At 44.6% G+C, this 15,478-nt stretch carries 11 protein-coding genes; 3 read left to right on the top strand and 8 right to left on the bottom strand.

What is annotated here, in order from left to right:
* From PG901_RS11345 to glmS, 3 genes are all read left to right on the top strand, one after another.
* A complete protein-coding gene (locus tag PG901_RS11345; protein ID WP_271134458.1) occupies window positions 1-591 on the top strand; it encodes a phosphatidylglycerophosphatase A family protein in 591 nt (196 codons plus the stop codon).
* 248 nt (window positions 592-839) lie between these two features.
* Window positions 840-2,222, top strand: coding sequence for a bifunctional UDP-N-acetylglucosamine diphosphorylase/glucosamine-1-phosphate N-acetyltransferase GlmU (gene glmU / locus PG901_RS11350; RefSeq protein WP_271134459.1), 1,383 nt, complete (start codon window positions 840-842; stop codon window positions 2,220-2,222).
* Between the two features lie 321 nt (window positions 2,223-2,543).
* Entirely contained in the window at window positions 2,544-4,388 is a 1,845-nt protein-coding gene (gene glmS / locus PG901_RS11355; RefSeq protein ID WP_271134460.1) for a glutamine--fructose-6-phosphate transaminase (isomerizing), read from the top strand.
* Window positions 4,389-4,540: 152 nt separating this feature from the next.
* Here the strand turns inward: glmS and PG901_RS11360 are convergent, their stop codons facing one another.
* The 8 genes from PG901_RS11360 to PG901_RS11395 all read right to left on the bottom strand — a co-directional run bounded on the left by PG901_RS11360 (window position 4,541) and on the right by PG901_RS11395 (window position 15,402).
* Window positions 4,541-5,365 (bottom strand): sulfite exporter TauE/SafE family protein, encoded by an 825-nt coding sequence (locus tag PG901_RS11360; protein ID WP_271134461.1) that lies wholly within the window; start codon window positions 5,363-5,365, stop codon window positions 4,541-4,543.
* 217 nt (window positions 5,366-5,582) lie between these two features.
* Window positions 5,583-6,086 (bottom strand): flavin reductase, encoded by a 504-nt coding sequence (locus PG901_RS11365; RefSeq protein ID WP_271134477.1) that lies wholly within the window; start codon window positions 6,084-6,086, stop codon window positions 5,583-5,585.
* Between the two features lie 153 nt (window positions 6,087-6,239).
* Complete coding sequence (locus PG901_RS11370; RefSeq protein WP_271134462.1) at window positions 6,240-7,286, bottom strand: methionine synthase; 1,047 nt, start codon at window positions 7,284-7,286, stop codon at window positions 6,240-6,242.
* A 54-nt stretch (window positions 7,287-7,340) separates the two neighbouring features.
* A complete protein-coding gene (locus PG901_RS11375) occupies window positions 7,341-8,393 on the bottom strand; it encodes a DUF1852 domain-containing protein (protein ID WP_271134463.1) in 1,053 nt (350 codons plus the stop codon).
* 536 nt (window positions 8,394-8,929) lie between these two features.
* Window positions 8,930-9,820: a DMT family transporter gene (locus PG901_RS11380; protein ID WP_271134464.1), complete on the bottom strand. Its 891-nt coding sequence runs from the start codon at window positions 9,818-9,820 to the stop codon at window positions 8,930-8,932.
* 90 nt (window positions 9,821-9,910) lie between these two features.
* Entirely contained in the window at window positions 9,911-10,666 is a 756-nt protein-coding gene (locus PG901_RS11385; RefSeq protein WP_271134465.1) for a helix-turn-helix transcriptional regulator, read from the bottom strand.
* Window positions 10,667-10,972: 306 nt separating this feature from the next.
* On the bottom strand, window positions 10,973-14,071 hold the full coding sequence (locus PG901_RS11390) for an efflux RND transporter permease subunit (protein ID WP_271134466.1): 3,099 nt from the start codon (window positions 14,069-14,071) through the stop codon (window positions 10,973-10,975).
* Window positions 14,068-15,402 (bottom strand): efflux RND transporter periplasmic adaptor subunit, encoded by a 1,335-nt coding sequence (locus PG901_RS11395; RefSeq protein WP_271134467.1) that lies wholly within the window; start codon window positions 15,400-15,402, stop codon window positions 14,068-14,070. The genes PG901_RS11390 and PG901_RS11395 overlap by 4 nt, the downstream gene beginning before the upstream one ends.
* Window positions 15,403-15,478 lie beyond the last annotated feature (76 nt).

Consider the following 15,478-nt stretch of genomic DNA (forward strand, 5'->3'; position numbering starts at 1 on the left):
ATGATTGATCACAACCTATCTAAGCCTGATATCCGTAAAGCCAATGATTGCCCGCCGCTACCCGCCAATGCGAGTCTGCCTGACCGTTTGGTTTATTGGCTTGGTATTGGCTTAGGAAGTGGTCTGCCGCGCCGTGCACCCGGCACTTGGGGCACGGTTGGCGGTTTAATCGTTGCGATACCATTATTAAGCTTAGGTTTTGTACCGTTTTTGATTATTACCATTTTAGCTTGTTTGCTTGGTAATTCGATATGCGGTCGTACCTCAGAGCTGATGGGCGGTCATGACAACCCGCACATTGTTTGGGATGAATGGGCCGGTATGTGGCTCACCCTACTGCCGCTGTCTTATATGGGTATCGCCAACGGAAATTTCTGGCAAAATATCACTCAACCCTCTTCTATTGTTGCCATTATTATCGCCTTTATATTATTCCGCTTTTTTGACATTATTAAACCACCACCGATTGGCTGGGCAGATAAAAAAGTCGCAGGCGGTCTAGGTATTATGCTCGATGACATTATCGCTGGTATTATGGCAGCAGCTGTTTGGGTGATTATTTATACCACTATTCTTCAATTAACCAATTAACCAATTAGCCACGCTGTTATATTTTATAACCTATTGTCTTTGATAATCCATCGTTGTTTATGGCTCATGGTATTTTTTGACTTGCCCGCTTTTTTAGTGCGGCATTTTTGACGCTAGCCAATTGCTAAGTACTTTATAAACCAATCACAAGCAATCGAGGTTACAAAGATGTCACGACATAGCATTTTGGTTAAATGACGATTTACGCTATAATCCACTCTTATATTTTGTTACATTTGTAGGCTATTATGACATCTCCTCTTTCGGTAATTATCCTCGCGGCGGGCAAAGGTACGCGTATGCAGTCGGCCAAGCCAAAAGTGCTGCAGACACTGGCTGGCAAGTCGTTACTGGGTCATGTTCTTGATACCTGTCATCAATTAACCGTTGATGACACCATCATCGTTCATGGTTTTGGTGGCGAGCAAGTCCAAGCAGATATTAATGAGCAATATGCGCATCTGCCTATTACTTGGGTTGCCCAAACTGAGCAGTTAGGAACAGGACATGCGGTAAAAGTGACGCTGTCTGATTTACCAAAAGAAGGCCAAAGTCTGATTCTCTATGGCGATGTGCCATTGGTCAGCTGCCAGACGTTAACGGCATTAAAATCTGCCAATACTGACGGTATGTCGATGTTGACGCTGACAGTCGATAATCCTTTTGGCCTCGGTCGTATCAAACGTGATGAAGACGGCAATATCGCAGCCATCGTCGAGCAAAAAGATGCCAGCGCCGATGAGCAAAAAATCCAAGAGATTAATAGCGGTATTTACTGCGTTGATAACGCGTTATTGCATAAATATCTGCCAAAGCTGTCTAATGACAATGCGCAGCAAGAATACTATCTGACGGATATCGTTAAAATGGCGGTCGCTGAAGGTATTAATATCGTTGCGATTGAGCCTGAGCATACCTTTGAGATTGAAGGCGTCAATAACCGCCAACAGCTTGCTAGCTTAGAGCGCACGTGGCAGGGCAAACTGGTTGCAGACCTGCAAGAAGCTGGTGTACAGTTTGCTGACCCGAGTCGCGTTGATATTCGTGGCACCTTAACTGCCGGTCAAGATGTATTTGTTGATGTTGGCGTGGTGTTTGAGGGCGATTGTGTCTTAGGCGATAACGTTTATATCGAAGCAGGCTGTGTGATTAAAAACGCCCGTATTGGCAACGCCTGTCATATCAAACCTTACTGCGTGATTGATCGCGCTGAAATTGGTGCTGGCGTTGATATTGGTCCTTTTGCCCATCTGCGTCCTGAAACGGTATTGGCTGACAATAGTAAAGTTGGTAATTTCGTCGAAATTAAGAAATCTACGATTGGTCATGGCAGCAAGGTTAATCACTTAAGCTACGTTGGTGATGCAACGGTCGGCACCGGCGTCAATATCGGCGCGGGTGTCATTACTTGTAATTACGACGGCGTAAATAAATCGCAAACCATTATCGAAGATAATGCGTTTATTGGCTCTAATGCCAGTTTAGTTGCGCCCGTAACCATTGGTGATACGGCTACGGTTGCCGCAGGCTCAGTGATTACTAAAAATGTCGATAGTAAAGCTTTAGCCTTTGGTCGGGCACGCCAAATCCAGAAAAATGACTTTCAGCGTCCGACTAAAAAATTAAAATAGTAGCCATCAGTCAAAATCACGTTGAAAACTGTTCATTTAAACACTATTTAATTTAAACACTATTTAATTTAGACACCATTTAATTTAGACACCATTTAATTTAGACACCATTTAATTTAGACACCATTTAATTTAAATAATAATAAGCAGCATGACAATCTTTGTGATGCTGCTTCCTTATATTTATAGCGTCAGGATTGTTAGCGCAAAAGCCGTGCACTGACCTAATATAAAGTTCTATTATTTGATAACTGAATATAATCGTAAAACATCTAAGCATTGAAAAACCAAAACATGAAACATCGAATTTAAGGAATAGTTATGTGTGGAATCGTTGGAGCAGTCGCTGAGCGTAATATCGCCAATATCTTACTTGAAGGTCTTAAGCGCCTAGAATACCGTGGTTATGACTCTGCCGGTCTGACTGTCATTCGTGATGGCGAGCTACATCGCGAGCGTCAAGTAGGTAAAGTGCAAGCGCTGGTCGATGCCGTTGCAACGAATCCTGAATTTTTCGATGGTCATATCGGTATTGCTCATACACGTTGGGCAACGCATGGCGAACCTGCTCAACGTAACGCCCACCCGCACGTATCAGGTAAAATCGCTGTCGTCCACAACGGTATCGTTGAGAACTATGCCGAGCTAAAAGAAGAGCTGATGGCCAAAGGCTACGAGTTTACCTCGCAAACGGATACCGAAGTTGTCGCCCATTTAATCAATGATATCTACAAAACAACGCCTGATTTATTAGAAGCGGTGCGCGCCGTTATTCCTTTATTACATGGCGCTTTTGCCCTTGGTATTGTACATATCGATTGCCCAGAAGAGCTGATTACCGTCCGCTTGGGTTCGCCTTTGGTCATCGGTGTGGGTATCGGCGAGAACTTTATCGCCTCTGACCAATTAGCCCTATTACCGGTCACCAATCGCTTTATGTATCTAGAAGAAGGCGATATCGCCAAATTGACGCGTAGTAGCATTCAGGTTTATGCCGACGGTGTCGAAGTAAAGCGTGAGATACATGAAATTGACGCCGCGCAGCATAATGCCGATAAAGGCGAGTTTAAGCATTATATGCTCAAAGAAATCTACGAGCAGCCAGATGCTGTCAGAAGAACCGTTGAGATGGCAGTTGATAACGGTACAACCGCTAAATTACGCGATGATTTTTTACAGCGTCATGAAGCGCAATTAAAAGGTATTAAACACGTCCAAGTCATCGCTTGTGGTACCAGTTATCACTCAGGTTTGGTGGCTAAATATTGGTTTGAGAGCCTGATTCGTGTGCCGTGTTCGGTTGAGGTTGCTAGTGAATTCCGCTACCGCAATCCAGTTGTCGTCGATAACACACTAGTCATTTGTATTTCGCAATCTGGTGAAACCGCAGACACCTTATCGGCGCTACGTGATATTCAAAAGCACACGCCAGCAGGGTTAGTTAGCTTAGCCTTATGTAATGTACCGACATCGTCTTTGGTACGTGAAACGGATATCTTTTTACCAACGCTTGCAGGCCCAGAGATTGGCGTTGCTTCTACCAAAGCCTTCACTACTCAGCTTGCCGCTTTGATGTTACTCGTCTTAAAAGTGGGTGTCGTACAAGAGCGTATGACTGGCGAAAACCTAACGACCTTACTTGGTCAATTGCAACAGTTACCCGGTCAACTACATGCCAGCTTGAACCTTGACGCGCCTATCAAAGTCATGAGTGAGCATTTTGAATATAAGAAAAGCTGCTTGTTTTTAGGTCGTGGCTTACAGTTCCCTATCGCCTTAGAAGGGGCGCTAAAGCTAAAAGAAATCTCTTATATTCACGCCGAAGGCTACGCAGCAGGCGAGCTAAAACATGGCCCATTGGCATTGGTTGATAAAGACATGCCTATCGTGGTGTTGGCACCCAAAGACAGTATGTTTGATAAGCTAAAAGCCAACATGCAAGAGGTACACGCGCGCCACGGTGAGCTGTTTGTATTTGCCAGTGAAGAAAGCAAGATGGTTGCAGAAGATAGAATGCACGTGGTTTATGTGCCTGATGTGTGCGAGACGCTTGCCCCTATCGTCTATAGCGTGCCGGTGCAGCTGTTGTCTTATCATGTGGCGGTGATGCGCGGTACAGATGTCGATCAACCACGCAACCTCGCAAAATCAGTAACAGTCGAATAATGTTTACTAGTTAGCTGGTATCTATTGTACGCGAGTAATAAAGTATCATACTGAGTAATAAATTATCATACTGAGTAATAAAGTATTATCCTATTGACTCAACTATTAGCCCTTGCTGCTGTTTAACACCGCAGTGAGGGCTTTTTTTATGCTCAAACTAACCCTTTAAAAAGGAAATAACACCCCACCACGGTTAATAAAAGGGCAAAGCATTTCTTTAAAAGCTCTGGTGATAGTATATGAGCAACTTTCGCGCCTAGCTTCGCAGTGAAAAAGCTCATGATGCTAATCCCTAAAAAGGCATAAATGTGCACAAAGCCAATGGTATTGGGCATATCAACTTTTTGCTGCATCCCAAAGAACATAAAGCCTAACGCTCCAGCAATGGCAATGGGCAAGCCACACGCTGCTGACGTGCCAACGGCTTTTTGCATGACCACACCGTAACGCGTGAGATAAGGTACGGTTAAGCTACCGCCGCCAATACCAAAAATGGCAGAAGCAATACCAATAACCCCGCCTGCTGCTAGTTGCTTAGGTTTTGAAGGCAGTTCTGTATTAGCGCCAGCGACATCGTTAGCATGACTAACGACTTGTTTTTTGCCGCCGAAAAACATCTTATAAGCGACCCACAGCAAAAACACCCCGACGATAAGCTGAAGATATAGCCCGGATATCTGTCCTGCAATGCCTGCCCCTAAAAAACAGCCAATCGCTAAGCCGGGTACTAGGTTTTTAAAGACCGGCCACATGACGGCGCCCTTTTTATTGTGCGCCATCAACGAGCTGATAGAGGTAACAATGATGGTTGCCAGCGACGTACCTAAGGCCAAATGCATGATACTGTCAGGACTGTAATCCATTTGGGTAAAGACGATAAATAATAGTGGTACGATAATCGTGCCGCCGCCCACACCAAATAGCCCCGCAGCAAATCCTGCTAGCGCGCCTATTATTAAGAAAATGATTAATTCCACAGGATAGCTACTTCTCGGTTAAATGATAGTTTTATAGTCGATGCTAAATAACATGGATACGTTATCTGACAAGGTGAAACTGGTACAAATTTTTCTAGCTTGCTGTGCCTACGCCGACAGAGGCTACAAGAAATTCATTCCAGTTTCACTGTATCTTCTTGATATTGAGCTGACTATAGTTAAATGACCATTAGATAATCAATGTCAGAAAGTCAGCTTAAACGATTTCTACCTGACCTACTTGATGGTAAGCACGGTTGAAATACACCAAACTTTCATCAGCACTGCTTTGTTGATAGCCTTGTTTGATGGCGACAACTCGGCACATAAACACACTATGCGTGCCAACTTGCTGAATGTCTTCAATCTCACAGTCAAAACTGACCAATGCATCTGCTAAAATAGGCGCACCTGTAGCTAATGTCGTCCAAGCACCGTGCCCAAAGCGCTCTTCTGAGCATAATTTAGAAGCAAAAGCATTGGATATGGGTTCATGCTGTGCGCCCAACACATTAACACTCAAGGTTTTGTTTTCAAGAAAATGAGCATGTGAGCGAGCCGTTTGATTCATACAGACCAGCAAGGTTGGCGGTGTATCGGTGACGCTACATACCGCCGAGGCGGTAAACCCATGGGCACCTGAGCTGCCTTTGGTGGTGATCACATTGACGGCGGTCGTCAACAAAGACATGGCATCTCTAAAGTCGGTTGCTTCAATCACATCTTTACTCATTGCTGAACTCCTAAATTTGACTATGACTTATCTCTAAATGGCATTAATACTACTTGATGGCCTAATCACAGTATTTCAATCAAACCGAATAAACAAACTTGATTAGACCTATCCCAGCTATTGATAAGTGCTAGCCAGTAGCTAAGCGCTCAGCTCTTGACGCACGATTGCCGCGCCTGTGCTTAACGCGTTCAATTTTCCTCGTGCCACTTGGCGCGATAAAGGTGCCATGCCGCAGTTGGTCGAAGGATAGAGCTTGTCCGCATCAACAAATTGCAGGGCTTTGCGTAGTGTATCCGCAACCTCTTCAGGAGTTTCAATGGTATTGTTTGCAACGTCAATGGCACCAATCATCACTTTTTTACCGCGAATGAGTTCTATCAAATCCATCGGTACATGTGAGTTTTGACACTCTAACGAGACAATATCGATATTCGACTGCTGCAACTTAGGAAAGGCTTGCTCATATTGACGCCACTCTGAACCCAGTGTCTTTTTCCAATCGGTATTGGCTTTGATGCCGTAGCCGTAGCAAATATGCACTGCCGTCTCACATTTCAGCCCTTCAATCGCACGCTCTAAAGTAGCAATACCCCAGTCGTTGACGTCGTCGAAGAACACGTTAAACGCAGGCTCGTCGAACTGGATAATATCTACACCCGCCGCTTCTAATTCTCGCGCTTCTTGATTGAGGATTTTAGCAAATTCCCACGCCAATTTTTCACGGCTTTTATAATGACCATCATATAAGGTATCAATCATGGTCATCGGACCGGGCAGCGCCCATTTGATCGGCTGATCGGTTTGCTGACGTAAAAACTTCGCATCTTCAACAAATACAGGCTTTTGACGGCTTACTGCGCCAACGACAGACGGCACACTGGCCTCATAACGATTACGAATTTTAACGGTTTTACGATTCTCAAAATCGACGCCATCAAGATGTTCAATAAAGGTGGTGACAAAATGCTGACGCGTCTGCTCGCCATCACTGACAATATCAATCCCTGCATGTCGCTGCTCTTGCAATGTTAAACGTAGCGCATCTTGTTTGGCTTCAATCAGTTGTTCCCCTTCTAATGCCCAAGGCGACCAGATTTTTTCAGGTTCGGCAAGCCAAGAAGGTTTTGGTAAGCTGCCCGCAGTTGATGTTGGTAATAATTTTTGTGTCGGTAATAATATTGTCATGGGATTCATCTTCTTATTCATTCGTATTTTATATTTTGGCTAGAGTTAGATTGCTTAGGCTGCCTGTTTTTTAGCCGTTTCTTTTTGACCTACTTCTCTTTGAACAGTCTCGCTTGCAACATCATAACTTGCTGCCCATTCCTCAAGAATGTCTTGGTAGGGCTTGATAAATTGCGCTTCTGTGAACTTACCTTGTGTCACCGCCATTTGGCTGCGTTCTGCGCGGTCATAGACAATTTGCGTCAGTGAATAATCTTGGTAGTTTAAACTCGGCTGATAGACTTGACCTGCGCTCGAGTTGGCATTGTAAATTTCAGGTCGATAGATTTTCTGGAAAGTCTCCATAGTACTGATCGCACTAATCAGCTCAAAATCGCTGTAATCCGTCAGCAAGTCACCGGCAAAATAAAACGCTAAAGGCGCCACACTACCTGCAGGCATAAAGTAGCGCACGGTTAAGCCCATTTTGGAAAAGTACTCATCAGTCAATGACCCCTTGTTCAAAGAGCAGCCATCTTGTTTGTACTCAACCCCTAATACCGGATGCTGATTGGTCGTACGCTGATAGGCCTTACTAGTAGACACACTGAGGCAAATGACCGGTTTTTTAGTAAAGTTGGCTTGGTAAGCCTCTGAATTCAATAAGTATTGAAATAATTTGCCATGTAAATCGCCAAAATCTTCTGGCGGTTGCGATGCAGGATGTTTATCGAAATGCTCTGGCAGGACGACACTAAAGTCATAATCGCGCACGTAAGAGGAGAAACTGTTGCCAATCATCCCGTCAATACGGCTGTTGTCTTTATGGTCAATAATCGTTGTTTTTAGCGTTTCGATGACAGGAAATGCATCACCATTACCTGCGACATCCATATCGACAGAAATGATATCAACCTCAACAGAATAACGGTCTGCGGTCGGGTTATCCCAATGCGCCAAGGTGTTAAAACGATTGTTAATCATGGTTAATGTTTTGCGTAAATTCTCTTGGCGATGCTCACCGCGCGCCAAATTTGCAAAGTTAGTCGTCAGACGCGTGCTGTCGGCAGGATGATAGTTTTCATCAAAACGAATGCGCTTAATTGAACAGGTGAATTCTGTACTCATGATAATCCGCTACCCTAATCTATTCTCATTGTCGAGATAAAACCGAATTTGTGTATGAGATGAATCATACCCGAACCAAATCATGAATAAAAATGATACTATTTAAATTAAAGATGAGTAAAATTCATGTTAGTAAGATTAGGTTAGGAGAAAAGGATTGGAAAGTGGGGGTTTTGAAGGATTGCTTGATGGGATATAAAGCCTGTAAAACGCTTTATATTCATGAATTATAAATACTTAGCTGTACGCTCATACATATAGTCGACTCAACTTAAAAAGAATACAGGGCTGTTGGGATAAATTTTGCGAAGCATCGAAAAGTGCGAAGCGCACAGCAAGCAAGAAAAATTTATCCCAGCAGCAGGCTATCTTTAACGTGCCTTTTTTATATTGAACTGACTATATGTCAATGCACTGATCTATTGACATAGCGACAGTGTATTTCATTGTTTAGATAAAATGATATTTCTGAGGATAAATTCAGTTATGTTTAATTTAAAATCCGATACTGACCTACTCCACAAGCATTTGCTATCTTAAGAAGATTTTTGAGTTTGATAAATGAACAAGCTTACGCAGACCAAAATAGCACCAAAAATAGTTAATGCGCTCAAAGTGCTATCAAAAACCAGACTCTCTAATATCATCGTTAATAAAGGCAACAAGAAGAATAAGGTGCTTACTTTATCTGCGGCGCTATATTTGAGCATAAGCATCAATAATAAATAGGCTCCTACGGAAACCACTGCGCCCATCCATACCAATGATAGTAAAGAGTAAGCATTGACCTCAAAGGATAATCCTTGATAAACAATCACAGCGGAGAATATCAAAAACGAGAATATAGTCTGAATCAATAAGGTTAAAATAGGCGGCGTTTTAACCTTAGCTTGAGCAATAGTACCAAACGTGATGGATAGTAATGCCAGTACGGAAAGCATCATACCTAAAGCATTTATCTTATCAACGCTATGATAGCCCAATGTTGATAAAACCAAGCCTGAAAAACAAATCGCTAGTAGTATTAAGTTTTTAACGCTAACCGTATTTGCACTTAGTAGCGACGTTATAATTGGCTGTATACCAAGCACCAGTATAATGATGCCAAGGGATAGTCCTGTGTTAATAGCTGAAAAATAAAACGTTAAATAGAATACTTGTAGCAATAGACCTGAAAATATAATGCCTTTGAGCTGGTCTTTCTTAAGCTCAGTGATAGTTATTTTTTTATGGGCAGATTTTAGATAGACGGCTAGTAGCAGTGATAAAGCGATTGCTGATCTTAAGAATAAAAAACTCCAAGAGTCGGTATATTGCAAACCAACCTTTGCAAAGATGGCACCACCACTCCATATTGCCAAAAATCCTATAGGTGCAGCAAAATTTACAATATCCTGCTTTGATTGATTGTGAAAATTCAATTTCATCTCTTTACCTAGCGTGCATTCGAATGATGCCGCTATGATAATAAAATTGATGCTGCAGGGTTTGTGGGAATAGATTGAAATATGTGCTAATTAGCTTATTCTTGTGTGCTTCAAATTCTGGTTGTTACAACGCAGCCTGTATGGCGTCTGATGATAGACGCTAGAAAAACGACGTATAAAGGCAGAAACACTATCGTAACCGCACTTCTCAGCCACAATCGCAATAGGTGTATCAGTATTTAGAATGAGACCAAGAGCAGACTTCATGCGAAGGTTGGTAATATAGGCGTTGGGCGTACAGCCAAGATGCTCTTTGAATAACACCTTAAACTGACTTTCACTCAGACAGGCAATCTCAGCAAGTGACTTTGTCGTATAGTTGGTGGCGATATCATTCTTTATAGTGTGAACAACTGCAGTCAAGCGAGTATCCAGTCGTTTACTCATCTGCATATTTCCAAGAAGCGCTTTTAATAACTCAAACATCATCCTTTCTAACTGTTGGTTGTAAGCAGAGGTCAATTGTTTTTCAACGAAAGAGATATATAACAAGGTCCTTTCGTCCATTGAAAAATGTGCTTCATTTAGTGTCAACCCTAAAAAGTCAATATCCTCTATATTTATTACTAAAAAACGAAAGTCTTCTCTTGCCTGAAATTGATGGTGAACACCTTTTTTGATAACCAATGCTTCTCCATAAGCAACATTCATGGTCTGAGTGCTAATAACCATTCTAATGTTACCCATCAATGGTATAAGAATTTGATGGTAATCATGAGTATGACCTTCAAGCTGGCTGTCATAGGTCCTGATAAATAAATGGTTTATTGGCTCAATATTTTTCATGAGGTCTATTCACTGTCTGAAATATTGGTAGGTAACAGGAATTTAGGAGAGTGTAGCAAGAAAACTATCTTAGCGATTAATGACTTGGAGGATTTTGAACGCTAGTCTTATTTGAAGATACCCAATTTTAAGATAACCAAATGGAACCAGATACTTTTACCTTTAATGCCATTAATAGACCATTTAAATTTGAATGGTTTATTAAAAATACGTCAACTCTACCAATAGCAAACAGCTGATTCGCTACTAAACCCACTAGATCAACCACTTCCTATGTGATTGACCTAGCAGCTTTACCAGCACTGACTACTTTTCGATAACTGTGCTTTCTTTATCTTTACCATGCGGTATCAACCATTTGCCAAACCATCCAGATAAATCATCCATCAGGGTATAAACCACGGGGATAACCACGAGGCTTAATAAGGTTGAGGTCACCAATCCGCCTAATACCGCAGCAGCCATCGGACGACGGAAGGTGGGATCGGCATCGCCCCAACCAAATACTAAAGGCAGCATGCCAGCGCCCATCGCAATGGTGGTCATAATAATTGGGCGCGCACGCTTACGACAAGAATCAATAATGGCATCAAAACGCGCCAAACCTCGGCGCTGTGCAATCAGGGCATAGTCGACCAATAAGATAGAGTTTTTGGTGGCGATACCCATCAGCATAATAAAACCAATCATCGATGGCATCGACAGACTGCTATTGGTAATCACCAAGCCGACAAAAGCGCCACCGATAGATAACGGTAACGCCATCAAAATGGTAAAGGGCTGCAAGATACGACCAAATAATAAAATAAGCACGCCTAAAATACAGACCACACCGACCGACATCGCAATCACAAAACCGCTAAATAGCTCAGCCATGTTTTCGGCTTGCCCTTGGTCAATAATGGTAATAGAGGCTGGCATCTGTTGCATACTGGGTATGCTTTTAACCGCTTGCACCAAGTCACCAAGCTCGCCATTGGCAGGCTGGACGGTGATACTAATCGCCCGCTCACGATCGAGGCGGCTGATTTGCGCAGGTCCAGTACCAAAATCTAGCGACGCCACTTCACCCACTCGTACGCCTTGTCCGGCAGGTAAGGCACTCGGCACATATAGACCTTCTAATTGACTGACATTTTGCTTGGCGATATCTGGCAAACGTACCACTATCGGTATCTGCCGCGTATCGAGATTGAGCTTAGATAAACGCTGTTCATAATCGCCCACGGTCGCCACCCGTAAAGTCGTAGCAATATCTTGCGTGGTCACGCCTTTATCAGCCATCGCCAGTCTGTTTGGTGTCACTGTCAGCTCTTGGCGCGGCAGACTGCGATCACTGGTGACAGCACCAGCACTTGGTAACGCCCGAATCTCTGCCATCATTTGCTGCGCAGTTTGCTCAAGTAGGCGCGGATCGGTACTGGTTAAAGAAAAATTATAACCAGTTTCACCGCCACTTGATAAACCAACGGAAAAGCGCGCGCCCGGCACTTCTGCCAACATGCTGCTTATTTGACGCTCAATCTCTTGCTTAGAGCCGCGCCCTGCTCTTGGAGCAAGCACAATATCCAAGCCTGCGATATTTTCAGCTTTGCCGCCTGAGCTGGCTTCCATTGCTGCTTGCGCTTCTCCTACTGAGGTAAAAATATTGGTCACTTCAGGCATCGCCAGTATACGTTCACTGGCCATCGCCGCAACACGCTCGGTATCTTCGAGCGCCACATCAGGGGTCAGCTCAATCTCGACCCGCGTCTGGTCAATATCATTATCAGGGATAAAGGACGTTGGTAGTAATTTCACCAAAGCCAACGACGCCACAAATAATATTAACGTCGCCCCCATCGTAATCCAGCGATGATGCAGCGTCCATGAGACCACTTTTAAATACCAATCCATCAGCGCACTTTGTTTTTCGACATGCTTTTTTTCTGGGCGCAATATATAAGCGGCCATCATCGGGGTGATTAGGCGCGCGACCATTAACGATGCAAATATGGATAAGGCCGCTGTCCAACCAAATTGCCGGAAAAACTGCCCGACAATACCACCCATAAATGCCGTCGGTAAAAACACCGCAATTAGAGTAAAGGTGGTCGCGACGACTGCCAAGCCAATCTCGTCAGCCGCTTCCATCGCGGCTTCATAAGGGGTTTTGCCCATACGCAAATGGCGAATGATATTTTCAACTTCTACAATCGCATCATCGACCAGTACGCCGATGACCAGTGATAGTGCCAGTAATGAGATAATATTAAGGCTAAAGCCAAATAAGTACATACCTAAAAAAGTAGGAATGACTGACAGTGGCAACGCTACCGCCGCTACAAAGGTCGCGCGGATATTGCGTAAAAATAAGAATACCACGACTACGGCAAGCAAACCGCCTTCTATCAACATACGTAAAGACGCTTGATAATCCTCGGCAATTGGCGTGGCTCTATCGTAGACTTTTTCAATATCGATATTGCCGATATCGGCTGACAGCTTGGCAAGCTCAGCATCAACCAGCTCCATGACCTCAACCTCACTGGCACCGCGTGAACGGGTGATATTAAATGCCACCACGGTTTCGCCATCTAGCTTGGCAATCGAGCTTGGGTCAGCGGCGCCATCGGTGATTTGCGCCATACGTCCGAGCGCTTGCGTACCACCTGTCGGCACAGCAACTTGTAAATTGTTTAAATCACTGGCGCGCTCAACCGCCCCAAGCACACGAATGGTCTGGGTGGTTTTGCCTACTTCTGCTTCACCGCCTGAGCTGTCTTGCTGAATACCGGTGATTTGATTGGATAACTGAGTGATAGAAAGCTTAAGACCACTTAGAGTAATAGGGTCAGCGGCAACCGTAATCTCACGCTGCAAACCGCCGATACGGCTGACGGTACTGACACCCGGTATATCAGAGAGACGCTTGGTGATGGTGTCATCGACGAACCAAGATAAATCCTCCACATTCATATTTTCAGAGGCAACAGAGTAGGTAACGACGGGGAAACCTGACGTTGAAACCTTGGTAATAATAGGATCATTGGCAGCGGCTGGTAAATCGCCACGTACCTCACCGACTGCCGAGCGCACATCGTCGACCGCTTCTTGAATGTCTTTTTCTAAGACAAACTCGGTGGCGATAGTCGCTACGCCCGTCTGCAGGGTGGTGCGAATATGTTTGACACCCTCAATACTGGTGAGCTTATTTTCCACCTTTTTTGCAATATCGTTTTCGAGCTGTGATGGCGCAGCACCCGGTAAAGTGACCGTGACCACCACCGCTGGCAGGTCAATGTCAGGAAACTGCTGCACCTTCATTTGCATAAAGCCGTAGATGCCGCCCAAGGTCAGCAGCACAAATAGCAAAATGGCAACTAAGGGATTTCTAATCGAGTAAGCGGAGACATTTAAACTCATGAGCGCGCCTGCGTGGCTGTGCCAGTGCTTGCGGCGGTTGCCGTTTTACCAGCTTGGCTACCCGATTTATCATTGGCTGTATTTAAACCATCAACAACTCGCACCAAGTCGCCATCGTTTAAGAAGCTACCGCCTTGCTTTACCAGTCGGCTTTCTGCAGGTAATGGCTCTGTCAGCGCCACACTATCACCAAAGCGCTCACCTAAGGTCACGCGTTGTTGTTTGATACGGCCAATGTTTTGACCGTTTTGACTATTAACATTAGTCACTAGCATCACATAATCATAACCATCATTACTAACAATGGCGCTATTAGGCACGGTTTGGGCGCTGGTGCTACCCAATAAAAACTCGCCTGTTTGATACATGCCAGCGCGTACTTTTGAGTTAGCAGCAAGACTGGCATAGATGGTGATTTGGCGGTTATCATCAGCAGTTGGTGCAATGCGGCTGACTTGCCCCATAACAGAATCGCCACCCGGTAAGCTGACGCGCACAGGCGTGCCGACATTGACTTCGCCGAGAAGCTTAGGATCGATATCCGCGCGCCATTCCAAAACACCGCCTTTAATAATGGTAAATAATGGCTCGCCACCAGCGACCATACCGACCTCAGCCATTTTTTCACTGATGACACCGTTGACCGGTGCAACCACATTGGCATTATTGACACTTAAACGCTGGGTACTTAGGCGCGCTTTAGAGGCTTGTAATGCCGCCTGTGCTTGCAGTTTAGAGGTGCGATAGCGATCCGCTTCTTGTCTACTGATGGCATCAATCTCAATCAGCGGCAAGACACGAGCGGCATCGGCAGTCGCATTGGCAAGCGTTGCTTCTGCTTCGGCAACATCGGCCTCAGCTTGCAAGACTTGCTGCTCCATGGCATCGGTATCAAATATCGCCAGTACTTGCCCTGCTTTGACGCGATCGCCCTCCTCGACCAATATACGCTCGATAGCAACGCCGTTTACTTTGGCACTGACATTAGCGACATCTTTAGCGTTGATGGTGCCATCAGCACTGAGCGTGTTACCAATACTGTCTTGGCTTGGCGATACTGTTTCGACCGATAACACCGCTTGCGCGCTGCTGGCATCGTCTGGGTTTGCGCTAGCGTTTTGCACACTGTTAGCAGCTGGCGACTCATTGCTCACCGCTTTATCACCGCCCCAGTACTTGCCGACCAATACCCCGATTACAAGCACGATAGCCAATACCGGCAACAACCATAAGGGAAATTTCGACCTTGGTTTAGGCGCTCGTCCATCCGCTTGGCGGTAAGGTGGTAGCTCAGATTCAACTGGCAGCTTGTGGTCTTCAACATCGCTCATGATAACTCTCTGTCAATACAGGCAATTAGAAATGGTATAAGAAATATAATGTTAGAAACATAATAGGAAAAAAAAC

Source organism: Psychrobacter sp. ANT_H3 (assembly GCF_027919975.1).
Lineage (GTDB): Bacteria > Pseudomonadota > Gammaproteobacteria > Pseudomonadales > Moraxellaceae > Psychrobacter > Psychrobacter maritimus.

Coding starts and splice junctions, on each gene's coding strand:
- PG901_RS11345 (WP_271134458.1), top strand. CDS start 1: ATGATTGATCACAACCTATCTAAGCCTGATATCCGTAAAGCCAATGAT.
- glmU (WP_271134459.1), top strand. CDS start 840: ATGACATCTCCTCTTTCGGTAATTATCCTCGCGGCGGGCAAAGGTACG.
- glmS (WP_271134460.1), top strand. CDS start 2,544: ATGTGTGGAATCGTTGGAGCAGTCGCTGAGCGTAATATCGCCAATATC.
- PG901_RS11370 (WP_271134462.1), bottom strand. CDS start 7,286: ATGACAATATTATTACCGACACAAAAATTATTACCAACATCAACTGCG.
- PG901_RS11375 (WP_271134463.1), bottom strand. CDS start 8,393: ATGAGTACAGAATTCACCTGTTCAATTAAGCGCATTCGTTTTGATGAA.
- PG901_RS11380 (WP_271134464.1), bottom strand. CDS start 9,820: ATGAAATTGAATTTTCACAATCAATCAAAGCAGGATATTGTAAATTTT.
- PG901_RS11385 (WP_271134465.1), bottom strand. CDS start 10,666: ATGAAAAATATTGAGCCAATAAACCATTTATTTATCAGGACCTATGAC.
- PG901_RS11390 (WP_271134466.1), bottom strand. CDS start 14,071: ATGAGTTTAAATGTCTCCGCTTACTCGATTAGAAATCCCTTAGTTGCC.
- PG901_RS11395 (WP_271134467.1), bottom strand. CDS start 15,402: ATGAGCGATGTTGAAGACCACAAGCTGCCAGTTGAATCTGAGCTACCA.